Here is a 15461-nt window from a genome sequence, read left to right as displayed (position 1 = left end):
AGTCCAACATCCAGGTCATAAATTACTGAATTTTTCTAAAAGGTCCTATAATCTTTTGACTTCGGACAAGAGGCTTCGGGCTTATAAATGATTTTTGGATTTTAATCTGCAATTTTGATTTTTGATCTTTACATTTTGAATTATCTTTGACCTACTGGGAAGTAGATGGTAGGATATATCGAAGAAAAAGGTGGGTTCCATGGGGGAAAGAAAGACAAATTTTGTGGCCATATTCATCCTCATAATACTGATCCTCTTCTGCCAATGGTTTTATTATATGAGGAAGGCTAATCTATTTTATTACCCACACCACTCCGCAAATCAAACTCAATGCGGAGAATGCCACCTGCGTCAAATAAAATCTTAATCCTTCTCTAAAAGGTAGTTCCCCATAATCAAGCAATCCAGCTGCGTGGAAAGGTAACACTCCAAGGCGTCCTGGGGTGACATAACGATGGGTTGTCCCCTCACATTAAAAGAGGTATTTACAACCAAGGGGATGCCCGTGATCTTTTTAAACTCATTGATCAGCTCCCAATAAAGTGGATTTTCTTCACCGGTGACCGTTTGGAGTCTACCCGTCCCATCCACGTGACACACAGCGGGAATCATTCCCTTTCTATCCCCCTTGATGGGCAAGACTAAGAGCATAAAGGGGGAGGGATAGTAATCGTCGAAATAATCCTCGGCGTATTCTTCCAGCACAGAAGGGGCAAACGGGCGAAAACTTTCCCTGTGCTTTACCTTTCTATTTAGAATATCCTTCATATTTGGATCGCGGGGGTCGGCGAGGATACTCCGGTTGCCCAAAGCCCTCGGTCCAACCTCCATCCTTCCCTGGAACCAACCCACAATTTTGCCCCGGGCCACGAGTTCTGCGCCGGCCTTAGCTGGATTTTCAACATAACTATAGGGCACCCCGTGATTTTCCAAAGTCCTTTCGATCTCATCGTTGGAAAATTCGGGACCATAATAAGCGTGTTCCATCGCGTAATTTCTCTCCCTTCCCAGTAGCATGTGCCATATATACAGGGCACAACCCAGGGATGTTCCCGCATCGTTTGCCGCTGGTTGGATGAAGATATGCTCAAAAGGACTCTCCCTTAGGAAAGCTGCATTCATGACGCTATTTAATCCCACGCCACCGGCTACGCACAAATTTTTTTCACCGGTGATTGAATGGAGATGGTTCGCCAGGTGAAGAGCTGCTTCTTCCGTCACCTTCTGAAGAGCCCAGGCTATATCCTCGTGCCTTTCGTGAATCTCGCTCTCCGGCTCTCGAGCCTGCCCAAAGAGCTTAAGGAATTTCGGGGAGACTCCATAGCCCCCGAGTATGTGATAAGTGAAATAGCTCAAATCTATCTTGAATTCGCCACCCTCATTCAGCCTTACGATTTCTCGGAAATTTTGAAGATAGGTTGGTCTACCATAGGGGGCCAGACCCATGACCTTCCCCTCATCACTATTGGGTTTAAACCCGAGGTATGCCGTGACCACTGTGTATAGAGAGCCAAGCGAATGGGGATTTTTTATTCGCTTGAGGACTTCGGTTCGGTTTCCTTCCCCACGGGCAAGCAATGTGGAGAGGTAATCGCCTCCCCTGTCGATGGACAGGATAGCCGCCTTATCAAAGGGAGAGACATAGAAACTGCTTGCGGCGTGAGCCTCGTGATGCCCCACGAAGAGGATCTTATTCCTGTAGCCATATCTCTTTTTGAAATCGACGACCTTTTTTATGAGGGAATAATCGAAGTAGGTCTGTCCCGCAAATCTCCGTGAGGAAAGGGGAATGCCCTTCAGAAAATCGATGAAGCCCCGCCAATAGTCCAGCCCAGGCTTGAAAGGGAAGCCAACGTAGTCAAGATCATTGATGCTGGTATTTCCCTCGCTTAAACAAAAATCAATAGCATTATAGGGAAAAGCTCTTGTGTGCTTCTCCTTGTTGAATCTTTCCTCCTCAGCAAAGGCGATGACTTCGCCATCCACCAGGAGACAAGCCGATGTATCATGAGAAAAGCAATTTATGCCCAATATGTTCACGGCTTTACCCCTTTCGAGAAGCATTTTGAGAAGCCTTGCTTATTATATTAAATTTTGCTTAAATTTTCGCGAGAGAAAATGAATTTATCGTCTTCGCTTAAGGAGAGCGTCCATCTCACGGAGCCATTTTGTGAAGGTCGGAGTGAGTTCTACCGGGGGATACTCCCTGATGCCAACGAGGGATGAGTTCTTAAAATGGGAAAAAATGAGGTCAAGGATATCGGATTTTAGAAGAATTGCCTTCTCTGGGCTAGCATATAATTCCAGTCCTAAAAATATACAAACTAGCTCCCTGTCCTTTTTGGCCTTACCTTTTTTGCCCATTTCTGACACTATCTTTAATATCGGGATTAAATTGCTAATTCTTTAATGAGGATGGACTGGGTGAAGGTGAAGGGACAAAGTTAAAAACCATATATTACCAGCTGAATCTTAATTTATCCGTGATTCATGACGCTTTGCCGAGATTTTTACCCGTCAAAAAAACAAAAGCCCCGATATCGGGCTTTTGTCATTGACTAAGCCAGAATCCCCTCATCCGAGGAGAATTCCGCGCTTTCAGTCACCAAGGTGGGTTCCAGGTTCTTCTCAATGGTTTCCCTAGTGATCATACATTTGGTAACGTTGGGTTTAGAGGGTAATTCGTACATCACATTGAGCAGGGTGCCTTCAAGTATGGACCTTAGACCCCTTGCCCCACTGGCTCTCTTGAGAGCTCTCTCAGCGATGGCATACAAAGCATCTTCGGTGAAGACGAGCTCCACTCCATCATACTCGAAGAATCTCCTGTACTGTTTAACCAGAGCATTTCTGGGTTCAGTCAAGATTTTTACCAGGTCTTCCTTGGCAAGATTGTGAACCGCGCAGACCACGGGAAGCCTTCCCACGAATTCCGGAATGAGGCCGTACTTTATGAGATCCTCGGGAAGCACCTGGGATAAGATCTCTCCGATCTCCTTTTCCTCACGCTTCCTAACATCGGCACCGAACCCGATTTCCTTCTTTCCGATGCGAGCCTCTATTATCTTTTCAAGACCGTTGAAGGCTCCCCCACAGATGAACAAAATATTCGCCGTGTTTATCTGTATGAACTCTTGATGCGGGTGCTTGCGCCCCCCATGGGGAGGCACATTCGCCTCGGTGCCCTCCAGTATCTTGAGCAAAGCCTGTTGGACGCCTTCCCCGGAAACATCCCTGGTGATAGAGGGACTTTCAGACTTGCGAGCTATCTTATCTATTTCGTCGATATAGACTATGCCCGTTTCTGCCCTTCTCACATCGTAGTCAGCTGCCTGAATCAACCTGAGCAGAATATTCTCGACATCCTCACCGACGTATCCCGCCTCGGTGAGGGTTGTGGCATCAGCAATGGCGAAGGGTACATTCAGTATCTTGGCCAGGGTTTGAGCGAGCAAAGTCTTACCACACCCAGTGGGACCCAGGAGAAGAACGTTGCTCTTTTGAAGCTCCACCTCCTTTTCGCCTTGCGGCTCCGCCTGAATCCTCTTATAGTGATTGTATACGGCAACAGAGAGAATTTTTTTGGCCATATCCTGGCCGATCACATATTCATTGAGCGCATTATATATCTCTTTGGGCTTTGGGAGATGTTCGAATTTGAACTCGGTCTCTCGCTCCACTTCCTCCTCGATGATTTCATTGCACAGATCTATGCACTCATCACAGATATAAACACCAGGACCAGCAATGAGTTTCCTCACCTGTCGCTGGCTCTTGCCGCAAAAGGAACACTTCAAATGATCCATATCGCCGAATTTTGCCACGATCGCACCTCCTATGCTTTCTTCCTTTGAACGACAACCTCATCGATCATCCCATATTCTTTGGCCTGTTCGGCGGTCATGATGAAATCTCTGTCGGTATCCTTTTGGATTTTCTCAAGAGGCTGCCGCGTATGTTTGGCCAAAATCTCATTGAGCAGCTGACGTAGGCGCAACATTTCTCTGGCCTGAATGTCGACATCAACTGCCTGTCCAGTAACTGCACCGTGAGGTTGATGAATTAATATTCGTGCATTGGGCAGAGCGAATCTCTTTCCCTTTGTTCCAGCCGCCAAAAGGACAGCAGCAGCACTCGCGGCTTGACCTATGCAGATCGTTGAGATAGAGGGTCTTATATATTGCATGGTATCATAGATGGCTAAGGTTGAAGTGATGAGTCCCCCTGAGCTATTGATGTACAGATGAATGTCCTTCTCCGGATCATCCGATTCTAGATGAAGCATCTGGGCTATGACCACGTTGGCCACTTGATCATTTATCTCATTACCCAAAAATATTATGCGCTCATTGAGCAATCTTGAATAGATATCAAACGACCTTTCTCCTCTATTAGTCTGCTCCACCACTATTGGGATTAACAGGTTGGTCATTTTTCTTTCCCTTCCTTTCCCTCTTGATCTCAGCTTGATTGACCAGCCAATCTAAGGTCTTCCGCAATAGGATATCTTCTCTTAAAAGTTCCAAATTCCCTCTCTCCTCTAACCGCTTTTTGACCTCACTCGCTTCCACATTCATCCTTTGGGCTAACTTCTCAATTTCATTATCAACTTCTTCCTCTTTAACTTCAAGTCCTTCTTTCTCTCCGATAGCCCCCAAGACGAGCTCATTTTTTAAGGTTCTTAAGGCATCCTTTTTAAAACGCCCCCTTAAACTTTCCATGTTGGTATTGGTGGTCTTCAAATAATCATTCAAATCGAGCCCCCTGCTTTTGAGATTAAAGGAAAATTCGCTTATCATCTCATTTACCCTACGCTCCGCCATTATCTCGGGAATTTCCACTTCAGCACCTTCTGAAACAGCTTCAAGAACCTTGCCACGGAGAGCGTACTGGTCTTGGGCCCGCTTTGCCTCCTCCAACCTCCCCCTAACATCATCTTTAAGCTCCTTCAAGGTTTCGAATTCGCCAACCTCCTTGGCGAATTCATCATTCACTTTGGGAAGTTTCTTTTGCTTTATCTCCTTTACAAAAACTTTGAATTTTACCTTTTTCCCCGCAATTTCGGCGATGGGGTGCTCTTGGGGCATATCGATGAAGATTTCCCTTATTTCCCCCCTACGAGCCCCAATGAGTTTGTCCTCGAAACCAGGGGCGAAAGTGCCTGAACCGACCTGGAGTAGGTAATCGTTGGCCGAACCTCCTTCAAAGGGCTTGCCATCCACAAAGCCCTCAAAGTCAATCAAAGCAAAGTCATCCTTGTGGAGATTCCTCGTCACTGGCTCAAGCTGGGCGAATCTATCCTTTAACAGCTCTATATGGCCATTAATCTCCTTATCGGAGACCTCGATGGAGGGCATTTTTACCTTTACACCCTTATATTTACCCAACTTAACCTTTGGCTTGACCTGCACCTTGGCATTGAATAAAAGGGGTTGACCCTCCTCTAACCGGACAACTTCGATTTCCGGTTTATCGATGGGTTTTATCCCACTCTTTTCAACCGCCTGCAAATAGTAGACCGGGAGCATCTCACTGAGCACCTCCTGCAATACCGATTCCTTCCCGATCCGAGCATCGATGATCTTCCTTGGGATCCTTCCCTTTCGAAACCCCGGAATGCTCACTTTGTTGGATATGCTCTTATATGCCTTCTTTATGGCTTGATCCACGTCGCCCGCGGGGACTTCTACCTTTAATAAGACTTTGTTCTTTTCGAGTTCCTCGACCGTTGTCTTCAAAAATATCTTCTCCTTATAATTAAGTGCCTCGGCAAAGCCGAGGCTCAGTTATTAGCGGTTTCGGACTGAACCACGGTTATAAATACTCGTTAAGATTATAATGCAAATGTGCGAGAGAGGGGACTCGAACCCCTACGGGTTTCCCCACTGGATCCTAAGTCCAGCGCGTCTACCAATTCCGCCACTCTCGCCCAAATTCAGTTATTGGTTAGCAGTTGATGGTTAACTTTTGACTCTTCACTCTTGACTGGTTTTTGTGGGTCGTGCAGGACTCGAACCTGCGACCAACGGATTAAGAGTCCGCCGCTCTACCAACTGAGCTAACGACCCTAATTTTTCTAAGAAAAATTTGATCTCCAAAAGTGATTTTGGAATGGTGCGCCTGGAGGGACTTGAACCCCCGACCTTCGGATTCGAAGTCCGGCGCTCTGTCCACTGAGCTACAGGCGCACAACAAAATCAAGTGAAGAGTCAATCGCTCACTTCGTTCGCTAGTCAAGAGTCATTAAACTCCATTCCTCTTTTGACCTCTGACTTACGACTCTTGACTGTTTTTAATGGGGTGACCGAGGGGACTTGAACCCCCAACCTTTGGAGCCACAGTCCAATGCTCTGACCACTTGAGCTACGGTCACCATGAAAAATTTGCTTCGCAAATTAGTTCGTAGTTCACAGTCTATGTGCCCTCGGCCCGACTCGAACGGGCAACCTTCGGATTAGAAGTCCGATGCTCTATCCAGTTGAGCTACGAGGGCAAAAAATAGTCAAGAGTTTATTCTCCCCCTCTTGACTGCTTGGGAGAAATCCTTCCCCCAAACCCCTTGTCGCGGTTTCAAGTCCGCACCAGGTTTACAAAATTTGCAAACTACTTGGAACGAAGCCATCAATTAACACTACTTGGAGCGGATGACGGGACTTGAACCCGCGACCCTCAGCTTGGAAGGCTGATGCTCTACCAACTGAGCTACATCCGCCTATAAATTCGCTCCGCGAATTGTTCACCTTTGACCGTTCACCGATTTTTGGTCGGGGTGAGAGGATTTGAACCTCCTCACGCTCGCTTTTCAAGCTCGCTTTCGGAACGAGAAACCTCACGGTCTCCCGCCGATTCCACCCTTCCCTACGAATGATTCGGGGGAATCCTTCCCCCGAAAAATATACCCCCTTCGGAGCTTCAAATCCACTTCGCTCCGCATCATCCTCGCTAAGCTCAGAATGCTATCAAGCGATTGCTTGCCAAAGGTTGGTCGGGGTGAGAGGATTTGAACCTCCGACCTCTTGCTCCCAAAGCAAGCGCGCTAACCAAGCTGCGCCACACCCCGTTTGACCAATTGTAAGTATAAAATAAATATATGAATGTAGCAAGCTAACAGCGGTTAAAGCCATTTGCCGATTCTCTCCTCCAATATTTGTCGCATCCTTGTAAAAGCTTGTCCCCTATGACTAATCTTGTTCTTTTCCTGAGTTGACAGTTCCGCCAATGTTTTATCGCGCCCCAAGGGGATGAAAATGGGGTCGTATCCAAAACCTCCAGATCCCACTGGTTCAAAGGCGATGTACCCCTCGCAAGTCCCCTCGGTCACAAATATCTTCCCTTCCAGCGTAGCCAGTGCCGCATAACATCTAAAACGAGCTCTCCTTTGCGGCGTTGGGTGATCTCTGAGTTCCCGAAGCAATTTGGCATTGTTTTCCTCGCTTGAACAACGAGAGCCAGCGTAATGAGCGGATAATATACCCGGTGCACCCCCTAGTGCGTCGACCTCAAGCCCGGAATCATCGGCCAGGGCAGCCATTTTAAATCGGTCGACCAACGTCTTCGCCTTAAGGATCGCGTTCTCAGCAAAGGATTTTCCGGTCTCCCTCATTTCCGGCCAATCATTAAGATCCTTATAAGTCAGGAATTTCACATGAGGCAAATTGAGGATCTCTTTGATTTCCCTTATTTTGCCCTCATTTTTGCTGGCAATTATGATCTTAAACATCCTTCGAAAATTCCACCCCTATAAGCGACTTTTGAATCTTAATGAGCTCTCTTATCCCCTTTTCTGCCAGGTCAAGGAGTTGTTGAAATTCCTTCCTCGTGAAGGGATATCTTTCGGCCGTGCCTTGTATTTCGATAATTTTCCCCGTATCGGTCATCACCACATTCATATCAACCTGAGCCCCGGCATCCTCCTGGAAACATAGGTCCAAACGGAGTTCGCCATCCACTATCCCCACACTTGTGGCTGCAACATATTCGGATAAGGGTATTTCCGATATTCTTTTCTGCTTTAATAAGAAATACAGAGCGTCATAGAGAGCGATGAATGAACCCGTGATTGCGGCCGTTCGGGTCCCTCCATCGGCCTGTATGACATCGCAATCGATCCAGATTGTGAGCTCCCCCAAAGCCTTCAAGTCCACCACTGACCTCAGGGAACGCCCGATCATCCGTTGAATTTCCTGGGTTCGTCCGGCGACCCTACCCATTGTGGATTCTCTAGGAGTTCGGATCTCCGTAGCCCTGGGAAGCATGGAATATTCCGCAGTAACCCACCCTTGCCCTGTATCCTTGAGGAAACTTGGTACCTTCTCCTCGATGCTCGCGGTACAGACAACTCTGGTATCCCCGAGCTCAAAAAGGACCGAACCCTCTGCATAAGGAATGAAATTTCTAACGATATTGACCTTGCGAATTTCGTCGGGTTTTCTTCCATCCACTCTGGTCATTTATCCTCCCTCACATCTCAAATTCAAAATTCAAAGTTATTTTGCATTGACCTGGGATAAACAGCACGAAATGCTGGAAGAAAATCCTGTGAACGAATTATATCCAGGGTTAAATTTAATTATACTTCATACCTTCTATTTTCCTCAGCCAAGATTACTTCGCCATCGAAAGCTTCCTGGGCTTCAGCTTTGGAGATGAGTGGGTCGTAAGCGGGCCAAATGTGAGTCAAGAGGAGCCTTTTTACTTTCGCTTGTTGAGCAATTTCGCCTGCCTGCCTTGCCGTTAAATGTCCTATCTGTAAAGAGGCATCCTTTTGCTGAAGGGTGGCCTCACAAATAAACATATCCGCCCCTCGCGCCAGATTTACCAGGCTTGAATGATAGGAGCAATCGGATGAATAAGCGAGTTTTCTTTCCCCCTCCACCCTCACGCCAAAGGTAGGAATGAGATGAGGGACTGGATGGAAATAGAGCTTTAAATGTCCGATTTCAAATTTTATCTTCTCATTTATGCTTAAGAATGCAAAGAGCTCTAAAAATTGTTCTTTCCCCTTTTTCGAAATGAGTTGACAGATGAAATCGGAAGCCCCAGGTGGGGCAAGCACTTTAAGGGGCAAAGATGGTATGGAATCGTATTGAAGAAAATAGCGCAATGGGTAAATGTCCAAAAAATGATCGGTATGGAGATGGGTGATCACGATGACGTTAAGGTCCATGGGATTGAGCCAGCGAAAAAGATTACTCAAAACCCCCGTCCCACAATCCAACAAAAGATTGGTTTTCTCTTCTTTTATGAGATAACCACTGCAAGCTTTTCCCTTATAGGGATAAGCCGCCGATGTTCCAAGGACTATTAACTCCAATTTTTCTCGCCTACGATTTTAATTTTCGTATTTTCCTTCCCTCAAGTCTAGACAGACCCGTAGGGAAACCTCCCTTTAGGAGGATCAACAACAATGGATAACCCAGAATGTATACGGCGATGCTTTGACCGATACCAACATATAGCGCGGTTATCCAATATGGAACTTTGAGAACGACCATGAGGATGCAAGCCACACCAAAGGCGTTGATGATCACCGGTGGGAGCAAGGCGAGCAGCGGGCCAAAATAATAATGGATAACCGGCGAGGCACTTTTACGAAATATCCTGCCAATTTGCCAAGTGAGAAAGGCAGCTATCAATGTCAGAAGGGAGCCTCCAAATATATCCCAGGGTCCAAGCCCACCATAGATATTTGCAAAGATGCACCCCACAAAGAGACCAGGTACTGCTGCGGGTTCTAAATAAGGTAAGACGGTTAAGGCCTCCGAGACGCGCACCTGCAAAGGCCCATAACTTATGGGGGCTAGAAGTATGGTAATAGCCGCATAAAGTGCAGCTATTATCGCTCCTCTGGTGAGAAAGGTCATCCCTTCACCCTCCGCCTCCGGGAAGGATTATTTCTTTCAAAGAAACCCTCTCCACAGCGTTTATCTCTCGACCCAAAAATCTTTCGCCTAATTCAAGAAAACGAGTTTGGTCACCACTGGAAATGAAGCGATAAAAGGGGATAGATTCCCCCTCCCTAAAGCTCCCCTTCATTGCCAAGAGCTCCTTCAATTCCCTGGCGGCTTCTTTAGCTGAGCTTATGAGCCTTACCTCATCACCCACAACCTTTTGGATTGCCCCAGTTAACAAGGGATAATGGGTGCAACCCAAAATTAAACTGTCAACACCGGCTGAGATCAATGGAGAGAGATACCAACGCACCACCCGCTCGACATTCGGCCCCGATATCTCCCCACGCTCAACGAAATCGGCGAGTTCCGGACAGGCTTGAGAATATACTTGCACACCCGCATCGAATAAGCGCACAGCTCGAGCATAAGCTCCGCTGGAGATGGTGGCTTGTGTTCCTATCACACCGACCTTACGAGTGCGCGTGGCCAAAACCGCGGCTCTTGCCCCTGGTTCTATCACGCCCACTATGGGAATATCAAAACGCTTCTGGGCCGCTTCCAAGGCAGCGGAAGAGGCGCTATTGCAGGCGATGACCACAAGTTTGATGCCTTCCTCTCGAAGAAAATCGATTATTTCAAAGGTAAATCTCTGTAAGTCATCTGAATTCTTAGAGCCATAGGGGAAACGGGCGGTATCCCCAAAATAAATTATGCTCTCGTTGGGAAGGCCTTTGATTATTTCAGATACAACGGTGAGACCTCCCACACCCGAATCGAAAACCCCAAGGGGTCGACTATCCATTCTCCCCTCCATTCCCGAATAAGGACTTGCATAGTATCCGCCAAATCACTTTCCTAGAAATTCTATTGTTCCTTCGGCCGCCTGAGTGGCATTGTAGATACAATCGTTGATGCCGATACCATGATAAGCGTTGCCGATGAGATAAAGTCCTGGATATTTATGAGTGAGCCTTTGCTCAATGAATCTAACTCTTTCCCCGTGTCCTAAAAGATACTGGGGCATGGAATTTTCCCAGCGATAAATTTTTGTGAGGATGGGCTCGCTATTGATTCCCATAATTTTTTTCAGTTCTTCCTTTACTACCTTTAAAATTTCTTCATCGCTTTGGTAAACTATTCCTTCACCCTGGGCAGTGCCAATAAAACACCTGATCAATACATATCCTTCAGGTGCTCGATAAGCAAACTTAGTTGAAGACCAAGAAATCGCTTTAATCTGCAGTTTTTCCTGCCTTGACACAAGGACGCCAAAGCCTTGAAGTGGATGTGAAAGTTTTTCTCTTTCATAGCCAAGGGAAATTGTCGCCGAAGAGACGTAGGGTATTTTGAGCAATATATCCGCTAGACTAGGGTCAATATTTCGGACTATTTGCGCAGTTGCATAAGAGGGTGCAGTTGCCAAAATACAGGCATCGGCGGTTATTGTCCCTCCATCATCTAGAAGAAGTGTAAAACCTTTCCCCGAATTTTGTTTTAAGCTCACCGGTTTTCTCCCGGTAATGAAATTTTCGCTTCCGATATGTTCCGCAAGAGTATTTGTGAGCTCACTCATGCCCTCTTTGAAAGTCATAAAAACCGGCTTCTGTTTTGCCTTTTTCTTCGCCATTTTTCTTCTCGCTAGCATGCCCCGAAGGAGACTGCCATATTCTTTTTCCAGAATAAGCGCTCTCGGCCAACAACTTTTTATGCTGATTATCTCAGGTATACAAGCATATATACTACCCAAAAGAGGTTCGACGACACGGTCAAACACCTCTTTGCCAAAGCGACGTTTGTAAAATTCGGCTAAACTTATCTCCTCATCTTTGTTTCCCAAAGGTGGAATCATAAAGTCAAGAAGGGCACGCATCTTGCCGGACCAGGAAAGAAGGGGGCAGAGAAAAATTGAAGAAATTCTCGTCGGAGCGAGAGCCAAGAGTCCCCGAGGCAACGACCATAATTTATTATTCCAGAAGATGAAGGTGAGATGTGCCTCCTCATTACATCCAATCACTCGTTCAGCGATGCCCAATTCTTCAGCTAAAGCCAGGGTATGCGGTTTTTCCGATTCAAAGGAATCCGGTCCCCCTTCGATGAGGAAATCATTTGCTTTCTCAGTGAGGAATATGCCCCCCAGCCTTTTCTTCTCCTCAATGAGTAAAACTTCAATCGGCAGGTTAGCCTCAGAGGACTTCTTCCTGATTTTATATGCGGCGGTAAGTCCGCTAATCCCGCCGCCGACGATTACGACCCTTTTCATTATCTTTTGCCCCTGCTTTCACCTCTGAAAAAGTTTGACTTTCATCTTAAATTTTCTTAAGGGTTTTAAGGTACTTCCCTATTTCCTTCCTTAACTTTGGGTTTCTCCATTCTTTTTTTATCTTCTCATAAATGGAGAAGAGGCTTTCTTTTCTTATATCTCCGATGTAAAAGGGGAGAGAGCCTTTTATTTTTCCTCTTCCGTCTGCGGAAAGAAAGAGCGTTTTTGGCTCTTGGGAAAGAAGCTTTTTAAGCTCCTCTTTAAAGGAAAAGAAGAAAATTTTCATTTTAGGGGAAAACCGGGAACTGTTGTTAGAAATCAATTTCACCAAGTCCTCCTGCTCTTGAGGAGAAAGCGAAAGAAGAGTCCAGTTTTTTGTGGCTCTTCCAAAGGGAAGAAGTTCGCCAACGAAGAATTCCGAAACGGCAAGTGAATAGGCGAGCCCAATCGTCTCTTCAATTTCACGGCAATTTATCCGAGTTGGGATGAACAAGACCTGCACTTTTATCCCTGCCTCGCTCAACAATTTTATGGCCTTTACCGCCTTAGTCCAACTTGAGCCAGGTCTTAATCCCTCATGACTTTCCGCCCCTGAACCGTCCAAACTGATTTCTATGGAAGCAAGATTTAAGTTTACCAAAAAGTTCACAAGATTTTCATCGATGAGACTTCCATTTGTTTCAATCTTCATTGAAACCCCATTTTCGCTCAAAAGCTGAAGAACTTCTGGGAAATCGGAGCGGAGAAAAGGTTCTCCTCCGGTGAAGATGACCCTGGGGATGCCCGCTCTAATCACTTCTTGGGCAACCATAAGGGCTTCCTGGTTGCTGAGTTCGGCGGGAAGTGCCTTGCCCGCATTAGCGTAACAGTGAAGGCATCTTGAGTTGCAAGCTAAGGTAAATTGCCAAATAAGGGCAGAGGGAATATTTAGGCCCGGTTTATCAATGAAATTTTTCTTGGAAAAGAGAGGGTTTTCCACCATGAAATTTTTATCCTTTCTTTGAGAGATGCTCCAGAACGATCTGGGCCAGGGCCTCAATGAACCTTGGGGAGGCATTAAGTGAGGGCGCACGGTGAAATTTCGTGATTCCCTTCGACTCCGCTCGTTTGCGCAACTCGATGTCGATATCGTAGAGGATCTCGACATTGTCAGATATAAAACTTATGGGCACTATCAGGACCTCACGCTTTCCCTCCTTTGCCAGTCTGTCCAGGATGGAATCGATTTCCGGTTCCAAACATTCACCCGGACCGCCTCGGCTCTGAAACGCCAGATGCCATGGTATGGGACCGATGCGCTCCAAAACCCCAGCAATTGTGGCCTTCAAGTGTCTTAAATAAGGATCTCCACATTCGATGAGCCTCCTGGGCAAGCTGTGAGCACTGAAAATCACCTGGGCTTTTTCGCGGTGCTCCTCGGCAAACAAAGCCAATCCCTCCTCGACTTTCTCCGCCAGAGCATCGAGATAAAAAGGTGAATCATGCCAGCTCTCAATGTAAGTGACTTCAAGATCGGCTTTGAGATCAGACAGCACCCGCTTCAATTCCTCAATGCCTGAGCCCGTGGTCATCCTGGTGTACTGGGGAGAGAGACTGAGAACGACAACGCGTTTGATCCCATCCCCGATGATGTCTCTAACCGTATCCCGGATATAGGGATGCCAATGGCGCATGGCAATATAAACCTTAAAGCCACGGTCCCCCATGTTTAGCAGCTTCTCGATTGCCTGCGCCTGCTCCTTCGTGATATCAAGAAGGGGCGAGCGCCCGCCAATCTCCCTATAACGTTGGATGACCTTCTCCAATCGCCTCTTGAAATCGAGCGGAAAAATCTCCCCATGACAGGAAAGGATGTTATATAAAAAGGGCTCAACCGCTTCAAGGCTGTCCGGGGCCCCGAAACCCAGGAGAAGAACGCCTATTTTAGGTCCTCGACTTTCGACTTTCGACATTCGAGTTCTTCACCGCCTTTTGCTGTGCTTGTGGACAGCCTCCACCATGAAGATGACGTGCTCTACCGGTGTCTGGGGCAAAACACCATGACCGAGATTGAAAATATGCCCGGGTCTATTGCCTACCCGATTCAGAATATCCTTCACTCGCCTTTCGATTTCCTCCGGTGGAGCAAAAAGAACGGTTGGGTCGAGGTTTCCTTGGATGGCAACATCGTAACCCAGGCGTTCCCAGGCCACATCCAGATCGATGCGCCAATCGATGCCGATCACATCTCCACCGGCTTCCTTCATCGATTCGAGGAGCATCGCTCCTCCCCTGGCATAATGGATCAGGGGGACATATTCATTCCCCGTCCCAGGGTTTAATCCATCGATAACCCGTTTGGTATAGGGCATCACATACTCTCTGTAATCGCCGGGGCTTAAACACTCGACCCAGGTATCGAAGATTTGAATCGCCTGGACTCCCGCCCGTATCTGTGCATTCAAATAGGAGATCACAACCTTGGTGAGCTTATCCATGAGGGCGTGATACGTTAAGGGCTCCTGGAATATCATGCTCTTGGTGTAGATGTAATTTCGGGAATGTCCCCCTTCCACCAGATAGCTGGCCAAAGTAAAGGGTGCCCCCGAAAAACCTATGAGGGGAACCCTTCCCTCCAAATGGCGGCGAACTATTCGGATGGTCTCCATCACGAAGGGGACTTCCTCCTCGGGTTCCATGACGACCAGAGCATCAACGCTTAATCGATCGCGAATGGGGTTATGAATGATCGGTCCCTTCCCCTCGGCGAACTCTAATTCTATTCCCATGGCTTCCACGGGGAGAAGTATATCCGAGAACAGAATTGCGGCATCCACCCCAAGTTTGTCTACGGGCAAGATGGTGACTTCCGCGGCTAATTCGGGGGTTCTGCACATGGTCAAAAATGTGGTTTTGCTTCGTATTTTACTGTATTCCCTGAGGTACCTGCCGGCTTGGCGCATAAGCCACACCGGGGTACAGTCGACGGGTTGACGCCGGCAAGCTTTTAGGAAACGGTCGGGCATATTGTTCCCCTTCAATAGGAAATTTACAATTCACCTTATGATAGCAGAAACAAAAGCGAGTTAAAAAGGTGGAATTATAAAGGAGACCAAGATGTCCAGAAGTATCCGTAGAAGATAGAAATAAAAAAGTGGAGATGAGCGGATTCGAACCGCCGACCTCCGCCTTGCAAGTTAAAATTGGGCACATTATCTTGGGTTGCGTTAGTTTATGATACATTACCTGAGCTGGGAAGATTCGCAACTCATAGTTACCTAAGATTACTTTAAATTACCATGTTTTGGCTAAATTTTATACTCAATTAA

At 46.9% G+C, this 15461-nt stretch carries 14 protein-coding genes and 7 tRNA genes; all 21 read right to left on the bottom strand.

Going from position 1 to position 15461, the window contains the following annotated elements; genetic code table 11:
• Positions 1 to 363: 363 nt before the first annotated feature.
• Positions 364 to 2040 (bottom strand): carbamoyltransferase, encoded by a 1677-nt coding sequence (locus QMD66_03575; protein ID MDI6821935.1) that lies wholly within the window; start codon positions 2038 to 2040, stop codon positions 364 to 366.
• A gap of 84 nt (positions 2041 to 2124) precedes the next feature.
• Positions 2125 to 2364 (bottom strand): hypothetical protein, encoded by a 240-nt coding sequence (locus QMD66_03570; protein MDI6821934.1) that lies wholly within the window; start codon positions 2362 to 2364, stop codon positions 2125 to 2127.
• Between the two features lie 194 nt (positions 2365 to 2558).
• Positions 2559 to 3824 carry an ATP-dependent Clp protease ATP-binding subunit ClpX gene (gene clpX / locus QMD66_03565; GenBank protein MDI6821933.1) on the bottom strand — a complete coding sequence of 422 codons (1266 nt, stop codon included), beginning with the start codon at positions 3822 to 3824 and terminating at the stop codon, positions 2559 to 2561.
• Positions 3825 to 3835: 11 nt separating this feature from the next.
• Positions 3836 to 4432, bottom strand: coding sequence for an ATP-dependent Clp endopeptidase proteolytic subunit ClpP (gene clpP, locus QMD66_03560; protein ID MDI6821932.1), 597 nt, complete (start codon positions 4430 to 4432; stop codon positions 3836 to 3838).
• Complete coding sequence (gene tig, locus QMD66_03555) at positions 4392 to 5738, bottom strand: trigger factor (protein MDI6821931.1); 1347 nt, start codon at positions 5736 to 5738, stop codon at positions 4392 to 4394. The genes clpP and tig overlap by 41 nt, the downstream gene beginning before the upstream one ends.
• A 109-nt stretch (positions 5739 to 5847) precedes the next feature.
• Positions 5848 to 5929 (bottom strand) — tRNA-Leu (locus QMD66_03550).
• Positions 5930 to 5995: 66 nt separating this feature from the next.
• Positions 5996 to 6068 (bottom strand) — tRNA-Lys (locus QMD66_03545).
• A 44-nt stretch (positions 6069 to 6112) separates the two neighbouring features.
• A tRNA-Arg gene (locus QMD66_03540) sits at positions 6113 to 6188 on the bottom strand.
• Between the two features lie 108 nt (positions 6189 to 6296).
• Positions 6297 to 6373 (bottom strand) — tRNA-His (locus tag QMD66_03535).
• A 46-nt stretch (positions 6374 to 6419) separates the two neighbouring features.
• Positions 6420 to 6493: transfer RNA gene (locus QMD66_03530), tRNA-Arg, on the bottom strand.
• A gap of 143 nt (positions 6494 to 6636) precedes the next feature.
• Positions 6637 to 6712 (bottom strand) — tRNA-Gly (locus QMD66_03525).
• A 270-nt stretch (positions 6713 to 6982) separates the two neighbouring features.
• Positions 6983 to 7060, bottom strand: a tRNA-Pro gene (locus tag QMD66_03520).
• A gap of 54 nt (positions 7061 to 7114) precedes the next feature.
• On the bottom strand, positions 7115 to 7720 hold the full coding sequence (locus QMD66_03515; GenBank protein ID MDI6821930.1) for an XTP/dITP diphosphatase: 606 nt from the start codon (positions 7718 to 7720) through the stop codon (positions 7115 to 7117).
• Complete coding sequence (gene rph, locus QMD66_03510; protein ID MDI6821929.1) at positions 7713 to 8450, bottom strand: ribonuclease PH; 738 nt, start codon at positions 8448 to 8450, stop codon at positions 7713 to 7715. Before rph ends, QMD66_03515 begins: the two co-directional genes overlap by 8 nt.
• Before the next feature lie 119 nt (positions 8451 to 8569).
• Positions 8570 to 9313, bottom strand: coding sequence for an MBL fold metallo-hydrolase (locus QMD66_03505; GenBank protein ID MDI6821928.1), 744 nt, complete (start codon positions 9311 to 9313; stop codon positions 8570 to 8572).
• A 10-nt stretch (positions 9314 to 9323) separates the two neighbouring features.
• Entirely contained in the window at positions 9324 to 9863 is a 540-nt protein-coding gene (locus QMD66_03500) for a QueT transporter family protein (protein ID MDI6821927.1), read from the bottom strand.
• 4 nt (positions 9864 to 9867) lie between these two features.
• The gene (gene murI / locus QMD66_03495; protein MDI6821926.1) at positions 9868 to 10695 is read right to left on the bottom strand and encodes a glutamate racemase; all 828 of its coding nucleotides are present in this window, start codon (positions 10693 to 10695) and stop codon (positions 9868 to 9870) included.
• Positions 10696 to 10740: 45 nt separating this feature from the next.
• The gene (gene hemG / locus QMD66_03490; GenBank protein MDI6821925.1) at positions 10741 to 12153 is read right to left on the bottom strand and encodes a protoporphyrinogen oxidase; all 1413 of its coding nucleotides are present in this window, start codon (positions 12151 to 12153) and stop codon (positions 10741 to 10743) included.
• A 46-nt stretch (positions 12154 to 12199) separates the two neighbouring features.
• On the bottom strand, positions 12200 to 13135 hold the full coding sequence (locus QMD66_03485) for a radical SAM protein (GenBank protein ID MDI6821924.1): 936 nt from the start codon (positions 13133 to 13135) through the stop codon (positions 12200 to 12202).
• 7 nt (positions 13136 to 13142) lie between these two features.
• Positions 13143 to 14105 (bottom strand): ferrochelatase, encoded by a 963-nt coding sequence (gene hemH, locus QMD66_03480; GenBank protein ID MDI6821923.1) that lies wholly within the window; start codon positions 14103 to 14105, stop codon positions 13143 to 13145.
• A 9-nt stretch (positions 14106 to 14114) separates the two neighbouring features.
• Positions 14115 to 15158 carry a uroporphyrinogen decarboxylase gene (hemE, locus tag QMD66_03475; protein MDI6821922.1) on the bottom strand — a complete coding sequence of 348 codons (1044 nt, stop codon included), beginning with the start codon at positions 15156 to 15158 and terminating at the stop codon, positions 14115 to 14117.
• Between the last annotated feature and the right edge of the window lie 303 nt (positions 15159 to 15461).

The sequence above is a fragment of the Actinomycetota bacterium genome (assembly GCA_030018275.1).
In the GTDB taxonomy this organism is placed as follows: Bacteria; Actinomycetota; Aquicultoria; order Subteraquimicrobiales; family Subteraquimicrobiaceae; genus Subteraquimicrobium.
This window is presented reverse-complemented; position numbering and strand designations above follow the sequence as displayed.